Below are 7,498 nucleotides of genomic sequence, written 5' to 3'. Positions count from 1 at the left end.
GAAATTGAAAATTCAGAAATTGAAAATTCAGAAATTGAAAATTCAGAAATTGAAAATTCAGAAATTGAAAATTCAGAAATTGAAAATTCAGAAACCTCTAAAAAAAAATTATTACAACAACAGCTACTCGCCCCAAAAATTGAGTTGTTGGGTCAATGGACTCCTGAAAAATGGGACTATTGGTTGTCAGAAGCTCGCCAACACAAATCGCTAACCACTGATGAATTGGCATTGTGTAGTCATGCTATGATGATGGGCGATATTCATGGCGATTGCCAATTGTATGTGCGTGATGATAATGAGCAGATTCGTTTTAGTTTTCGTAAATTTTGTGAAAAGTTTGCCTCACTCATGCCAAAAAGTCGGCTAAACCCATCATTTACCCTTATTACAGAAACAGACATTCAAGAATATGATGAAGTGCCTTATCAAAAGCAACAACAACGCCAACAACAAGTGATGGAACAAATCCAACACCAAATTATTGAAAGCCCTACCTTGCAAAAGTTATGGCAGGAAGGGTACATTCATCATGATGTAAAAAGTGTTATTTTGCAATCCAAGCTATCAATTGATATTTGATGTGTATTTATTATTGATTGCTTTACCAATATACACCAAACACCAAATCATCACAAAACCCCCAATTACCCCATAAAAGAAATGGGAATGATTTGATTATCCTTCACTTGAAATTGTGAATAAGTCATTATTAAAGGACTGCCATTAAAATATTCATAATTGCCATTCTCCAATAATTTTAAACAACTATCCATACATTCTGTATCAGGCGTTAAATCTAGGGGTTTGGGATTGTCTTTAAAATCTTGCAAGCGTTGTCCACCCACCATAAATCTTTCATTGGGGGTGTCGGTTGGCGTGTAATATTCTTTTTGGTATTCGCTGATACCAAGTGAAATACCAAACATCAATATAAACCAAAGGGAAATTAGGGCAAAGATTTTGAATAAGTGTGATAAACATATTGCAACATTATACAACATCAGAAGAGTTTTGACCCAATAAACCTTTTAACGCCTTATTTTCACTCATCAAAGCGGATATGGTAATATCTTTTTGTTCAATCATTTGCTTTAGATAAAACACTTCTTGTTCTAAATTTTTCAGTCTTTGTTCATCTACACCACCAGAATAATGGTTATGTGTATTATTTTTAATATCGGTAAAGAAATGAAAAACATCGCTACCATTATCCAATAATTGCTTTGGCTCAATACCTAAAACCGCAGAAATTTGAACAAGTTTATCAATCGTTAATTTGGTGTTATTTTGCTCAATGTTTGCATAGCCATTTTTTGACATATTTAATTGCTCTGCTAAATCATCTTGCGTTAAGCCCTTTGCCTTTCTAATGGCTTGGATTTTTTCGTGCGTTTTCATAGAAATTCCTATCAATACCAAAAATTAGGTACAAAACCCCAGTTTTTCTTGGTTTTCATTTACTACTATTAAAAGTATAATTTTAGATTATATAGTAACCAACCAACAACCGTCAAGGGGATTTTATGAACAATCTAGAAAAAGACATCATACCAGTTAGTCAAATTACACTTAGGAAACTAGTGGATATAATTCAACTAGACCCAAAACAAGATATAGATATATTAGGTATTTTTGTGGAATATTCTAATATTTTTATAAATGTTAAAAAAATAGATGGAATACCAGCTAATGTTAAAATGTTTGTTAATTTAAGTGATTCAAATGATGATAATTCAAAAAGAATTAGGCTGTTGGGTAAACTGCGAACCAACACTGACTTTAATGATTCTTATGCATTAGAAGATTCAGTTAATGAAATAAATTCAAGGTACAATATGAATAAGTATTATATAGATTCTGAAGAAAGAGATAAAAGCACTGGAAATGCGTTTATCATATCAGAATATGAAATGTATATACATAGATACATGAGCAAACCAGATTTTTTATATCAAATAAAAAAGTTTGTTGCAGTAATGCTAATTACTCATCACAATGAAGATATTTTCATTTAATAAGGAGCTACCAATGTTAAGTAAATCTATGGTTTTATCTGCCAATCAAGTTAGCATTCAAACCTTGTATGAAGCATTAATAAATGATGATATTGAAATTAAAGATATAGACCACGACAATAATGTTATAACTGTAGAAATTTCTGAATTAAAAATAAATATTTCTTTTTTTAATGGTGGTCTTTGTATAAACATCCCAAAACACATCAATAATGTTGATGCCTATGAAAACGTATCCAATACTATTATTGAATTAAACAATAGTGATATAATGTTCCACTTAGAAGCACATAAGACATCTTCTATCGACATCAATCAATTGCTTGCAAACAACTTTGATAATGTAAGAAAAAGAATCTATGTATCAGCACAACACAAAATATTTTATATGTATTTTTTAAGCTTGGAAGATTTTACTTATCAGCTTAAAAATTTAGCTATACAGTATAAAGAAATATGGGGAAAAATATTAAACGCAAGTTACAAAGAATAAATGCCACATACAAAACCGAGTAATATATTATTACTCGGTTTTTTAACTAACCTTACTCCACCTGCCCTACATCTCTGACCGCCCCTGTATCGGCACTCGTTGTCAAAGCAGCATAGGCTCGTAGGGCTTGGGATACTTCACGCTGACGATTGACAGGTTTCCACGCCTGTTTGCCTTTTGCCAGCTGTTTTTCACGGCGTGCATTAAGTTCATCATCGGTAACATCTAGGTGGATTTTGCGGTTTGGAATGTCAATGATGATGGTGTCAAACTCTTCTACAAGTCCGATTGCACCGCCTTCCGCCGCCTCAGGACTGGCGTGTCCGATAGACAGTCCCGATGTCCCGCCACTAAATCTGCCGTCTGTGAGCAAAGCACACGCCTTGCCCAAGCCTTTGGATTTTAGATAACTGGTGGGATAGAGCATTTCTTGCATACCCGGCCCACCTTTGGGGCCTTCATAGCGGATAATAACAATGTCGCCTGCCACAATTTGGTCGGCAAGGATTGCCTCTACCGCACTGTCTTGACTTTCAAAAACTCTAGCACGCCCTGTAAAGGTCAAAATACTCTCGTCCACGCCTGCGGTCTTGACCACACAGCCTCGCTCGGCAATGTTGCCAAACAGCACTGCAAGCCCCCCATCTTGGGAATAGGCGTGTTCTTTGCTACGGATACAGCCAGATTCACGATTGACATCTAGGTTTGACCATTCACGGTTTTGGCTAAATGCCTGTGTGGTGCGAATGCCAGCAGGGGCGGCGATGTAAAGATTTCTTGCCTCAACATTATCAGGGTTCATAATATCCCATTTGGCAAGAGCGTCCTTTAAAGTCGCACTATGCACGGTTGGCACATCGGTTTTTAATAGCCCTGCACGGTCAAGCTCCGCCAAAATCCCCATCACACCACCTGCTCTATGCACATCTTCCATATGGTATTTTTGCGTGGCTGGGGCGACTTTGGATAGGCACGGTACAGAACGGCTTAAACGGTCAATGTCCGCCATCTTAAAGTCCACGCCTGCCTCGTGTGCCGCCGCCAATAGGTGCAAAATGGTATTGGTACTACCGCCCATTGCAATGTCAAGGCTCATTGCATTTTCAAAAGCCGACTTGGTGGCGATACTTCTTGGCAAAACGCTATAATCGTCCCCTTCATAATGGCGTTTGGCAAGCTCTACTATCATTCTGCCCGCTTCCAAAAACAGCTCTTTTCGCTTGGCGTGTGTAGCAAGGAGTGAACCATTACCTGGTAAAGACAAGCCTAAGGCTTCGGTTAGGCAGTTCATTGAGTTGGCAGTAAACATACCAGAACAAGAGCCACAAGTCGGGCAAGCCGAGCGTTCTACACTTGCGACATCTTCGTCCGAAATCAAATCGTCGGCTGCGTCAATCATTGCGTCCACAAGGTCAAGTTTACGCACTTTTTTGCCGTCATCGCCTGTAACGGTCTCGTGCGTGGTATGCCCATCGCTAAGCTCACTTGCCAAGACCTTACCAGCCTCCATCGGGCCGCCAGAAACAAAAATGGTGGGAATGTTCAGTCGCAAACTTGCCATTAACATACCGGGGGTGATTTTGTCGCAGTTGGAAATGCACACCAGTGCGTCCGCACAATGGGCATTGACCATATATTCCACGCTATCGGCAATCAAATCACGGCTGGGCAAGCTGTAAAGCATACCGCTATGCCCCATCGCAATGCCATCATCCACCGCAATGGTGTTAAACTCTTTGGCGACACCGCCTGCCTTTTCAATCTCACGAGCAACCAGTTGCCCTAAGTCTTTTAGATGAACGTGTCCGGGTACAAACTGGGTGAAAGAGTTGGCAATGGCAATGATGGGTTTATTAAAATCCCCATCGGTCATACCTGTGGCACGCCACAAGGCTCTTGCACCTGCCATATTGCGACCTGATGTGGAAGTTTTGGAACGGTAAGTTGGCATAATAAAATATCCTTTGGCTTATTTGGGTCTTAGATGGATTAAAACCCAACAGTTGGCTACTCTTAAATTGGGGTTATTCTACCATTTTTTAAACCATTTGTATTAAAAATTATAAGTTTATTTTATTTTATAATTAATAAAAATAAGTTATAAAATAAATATATTTACATTAAATTACATTTTATTACATAAAATAACACTCTATATTTTTTGATTAAAAATGAAAAACTTAAATCAATTTATCAATTAAAATAATAAATATCATTTGTAATTTTTACCCCAATCCATTTGCAAAATTGTCTTAAATTTGATAAGGTTAGAAAAGTTTATAAATCATAAAAACAAAATTTTGTGATTGGTATTTTTAAACTTTAAATTATGGTTTTTAGTTAATTGATTTTTAATGAAATTTTTATAAGGCAATCTTGGCTCAAATTGGCAAATCTCATTAAAAATCAGTTTTAAGGATTGTTATTTATGACTGATTTTGATAAATCAAGCCAAAATCCCAACAAAACCGAAACTGCTTTAATGGCAGAAGGGGTTAAAGTGGGCAAATTTGGCATTTTTCCGTCCGTATCTCGCCCTGTGTTTGGGGTGTCGGCACTTTTGATTGTTCTGTTTATGATTTATGGCGTGCTATTTAGCGAACAGGCAGGAGCGGTGTTTGGGGCAATGCAAGGCTTTATTAGTGATAGATTTGGCTTTGTGTTTATTATTCTTGTCAATGCCTGCCTTGTGTTTTGTGCGTATGTGGCATTTAGTCGTTATGGCGATATTAGGCTTGGAGCTCAAACAGAAAACCCACAATACAGTTTTGGGTCGTGGATTGGTATGCTGTTTTCGGCAGGGATTGGCATTGGGCTATTGTACTGGGGCGTTGCCGAGCCTTTGACTCATTTTGCCAATGCCCCACGCACCAAAAGTTTGACACTAGAAGCTGGTGTTGATGCAATGCGGATTTCATTTTTGCATTGGGGTCTGCACGCTTGGGGCTTGTATGCAGTTGTTGCCTTGTCTTTGGCATATTTTCATTATCGGCGTGGACTACCGCTTGCCATTCGTTCGGTGCTGTTTCCTATTATTGGCAAAAAGGTTTATGGCAACTGGGGGCATTTGGTAGATATTTTGGCGGTATTTGGTACGGTGTTTGGGGTGGTAACATCGCTTGGGCTTGGCGTAATGCAACTTGAAACAGGGCTTGTGGCGTTTTTTGATTTAACACCAAGTTTGATGCTAAAAGTCGCTTTGATTGCTGGCATTACCTTTTGTGCCACTTTGTCGGTTATGGCAGGACTTGATAAGGGGGTTAAAACCTTATCCGACATCACAATCATTATAACCCTACTTCTGCTTGGCTTTATGATTGTGGCAGGCCCTACCCAATTTATTTTTAATAGCTTTGTGGAAAATATTGGCAATTATGCCAGCAGTTTGCCATCTTTGGGTTTGTGGAATGAAGCCTATCAAGACACCAATTGGCAAGGTGGGTGGACGATTTTTTATTGGGCGTGGTGGGTAAGCTGGTCGCCATTTGTGGGCGTGTTCATTGCTCGTATTAGTCGTGGACGAACCATTAGAGAGTTTTTGTTTGGCGTTTTGTTTGTGCCAATGCTGTTACTATTTTTGTGGTTCACCACTTTTGGTGGCGTGGCACTACAAATGGAACTAAGCGGTGGTCTGACAATGGGGCTGATTGATGCGGTCAAGGCGGATTCTGGCAGTGCGATTTTTAAATTTATGGAATTTTATCCCTTTACCAAAGGTATGACAACATTGATTTTACTAATGATTGTCTTGTGGTTTGTTACAAGTGCCGACAGTGCAAGTCTTGTGGTGGATATGCTGACTGCTGGCGGTAATACCAATGCCCCAAAAATCCAACGCCTGTTTTGGGTTACCTCACAAGGTGCGATTGCCGCTATTTTGCTAGCGGCTGGTGGTTTGTCCGCCCTGCAAGCGGCGGCGATTGTGGCAGGATTGCCTTTTGCTTTGGTTATTTTTTTGATGATGTATTGCCTTGTGCGTGGGCTGTCCAGAGACCGCCTAACCCTATATCGCAACAGCCAATGGTATATCACCCAAGAAAGTGCCGAACACAATTCGGCAAATGAATTGGTTGATGAGCATTTGTTAAGAGCATTGCCTATTCCAAAAAATGAGAAGGAGGCATAGCATACTAATGGGGCAAAATCTGCCCCATTTTTTTATGGGGCGTACAAAATCCGATGTGTGGCAATTTTGATGTAAAAGATAGCATTCATAACAATATTTTATTATTTTTTAATAAAAAAATAAATTTTTCTTATCAATATCAACCCAATATTCTATAATGATTATCTTTGTGATAAAAAATTATCATTTATTGGTTGAATTTTTTATCAAAATTGCGGATAATATACATTGATAACTATTATCGTTTATATTTAATATTTTGTGATGTTGAAGTGATAGATTATTATGCAACAAATTGGTAAACATTCCCCCAACCAAATCAAGGCATTGGCTATTGGTATTACTTTGGCATTACATGGCGTGGTTGGTTTTGGTGTGGCAAACATGAAAATGTTAGAGGTGACGCCACCAAAAGTAACACCTCCTTTACATATTGAACTTATTAACATCAACTTTGAGGAGTCGCCAGAACCCCCCAAAGAAATGGTTGTGCCAGCCAAACCCAAAACAGAAGTAAAAGAAGTTGAAACTAAAAAAGAGGTTGAGATTAAAAAAACACCAGAAATTCACAAATTTACACCCAAAACGCCAAAGTCATCTGAAAACAAACAAGAGCCAAAACAAGAACCCAAGCCCAATGTAGAAAAGCACTTGGAGCCAACGCTAAACGAACCCAAAATCAATCCTGAAATCCTAGCCCAACAGCAACGCCAAGCTCAATTTGAGGCACAGCAACAACTTGAACGCAAACGCCGAGAACAAGAGCGTCTAAAAGAAGAAGCGGACGCTAAACGTCTAAAAGAAGAAGCGGACGCTAAACGTCTAAAAGAAGAAGCGGACGCTAAACGTCTAAAAGAAGAA

At 38.7% G+C, this 7,498-nt stretch carries 6 protein-coding genes and 2 pseudogenes; 5 read left to right on the top strand and 3 right to left on the bottom strand.

Annotation, left to right across the window (positions count from 1 at the left end):
- Positions 1-582, top strand: a pseudogene (locus MOB01S_RS12515) (hypothetical protein); the annotation flags it as partial.
- A gap of 65 nt (positions 583-647) precedes the next feature.
- Here the strand turns inward: MOB01S_RS12515 and MOB01S_RS00365 are convergent.
- Positions 648-929 (bottom strand): hypothetical protein, encoded by a 282-nt coding sequence (locus MOB01S_RS00365; protein ID WP_157073844.1) that lies wholly within the window; start codon positions 927-929, stop codon positions 648-650.
- 64 nt (positions 930-993) lie between these two features.
- Positions 994-1,401, bottom strand: coding sequence for a helix-turn-helix domain-containing protein (locus MOB01S_RS00360; RefSeq protein WP_066799935.1), 408 nt, complete (start codon positions 1,399-1,401; stop codon positions 994-996).
- Between the two features lie 125 nt (positions 1,402-1,526).
- On the opposite strand from MOB01S_RS00360, the gene MOB01S_RS00355 reads away from it, so the two are divergent.
- Entirely contained in the window at positions 1,527-2,018 is a 492-nt protein-coding gene (locus MOB01S_RS00355) for a hypothetical protein (RefSeq protein WP_066799932.1), read from the top strand.
- A gap of 13 nt (positions 2,019-2,031) precedes the next feature.
- Positions 2,032-2,511, top strand: a complete 480-nt coding sequence (locus MOB01S_RS00350) for a hypothetical protein (protein ID WP_066799929.1) — start codon at positions 2,032-2,034, stop codon at positions 2,509-2,511.
- Positions 2,512-2,563: 52 nt separating this feature from the next.
- On the opposite strand, the gene ilvD is transcribed toward MOB01S_RS00350, so the two are convergent.
- Positions 2,564-4,462: a dihydroxy-acid dehydratase gene (gene ilvD, locus MOB01S_RS00345; RefSeq protein WP_066799926.1), complete on the bottom strand. Its 1,899-nt coding sequence runs from the start codon at positions 4,460-4,462 to the stop codon at positions 2,564-2,566.
- 531 nt (positions 4,463-4,993) lie between these two features.
- Here ilvD and MOB01S_RS00340 point away from each other — a divergent pair.
- Both MOB01S_RS00340 and MOB01S_RS00335 read left to right on the top strand, forming a co-directional pair.
- Positions 4,994-6,637: a BCCT family transporter gene (locus tag MOB01S_RS00340; RefSeq protein WP_084349552.1), complete on the top strand. Its 1,644-nt coding sequence runs from the start codon at positions 4,994-4,996 to the stop codon at positions 6,635-6,637.
- 285 nt (positions 6,638-6,922) lie between these two features.
- Positions 6,923-7,498 (top strand): annotated as a pseudogene (locus tag MOB01S_RS00335) (hypothetical protein); the annotation flags it as partial.

Source organism: Moraxella oblonga NBRC 102422, from assembly GCF_001598275.1.
Lineage (GTDB): Bacteria > Pseudomonadota > Gammaproteobacteria > Pseudomonadales > Moraxellaceae > Moraxella > Moraxella oblonga.
This window is presented reverse-complemented; position numbering and strand designations above follow the sequence as displayed.

What these genes read in the sequence shown, in the direction of transcription:
- MOB01S_RS00360 (WP_066799935.1), bottom strand. Translation starts at nt 1,401, where the DNA reads ATGAAAACGCACGAAAAAATCCAAGCCATTAGAAAGGCAAAGGGCTTA.
- MOB01S_RS00350 (WP_066799929.1), top strand. Translation starts at nt 2,032, where the DNA reads ATGTTAAGTAAATCTATGGTTTTATCTGCCAATCAAGTTAGCATTCAA.
- MOB01S_RS00340 (WP_084349552.1), top strand. Translation starts at nt 4,994, where the DNA reads ATGGCAGAAGGGGTTAAAGTGGGCAAATTTGGCATTTTTCCGTCCGTA.
- ilvD (WP_066799926.1), bottom strand. Translation starts at nt 4,462, where the DNA reads ATGCCAACTTACCGTTCCAAAACTTCCACATCAGGTCGCAATATGGCA.
- MOB01S_RS00365 (WP_157073844.1), bottom strand. Translation starts at nt 929, where the DNA reads ATGTTTGGTATTTCACTTGGTATCAGCGAATACCAAAAAGAATATTAC.
- MOB01S_RS00355 (WP_066799932.1), top strand. Translation starts at nt 1,527, where the DNA reads ATGAACAATCTAGAAAAAGACATCATACCAGTTAGTCAAATTACACTT.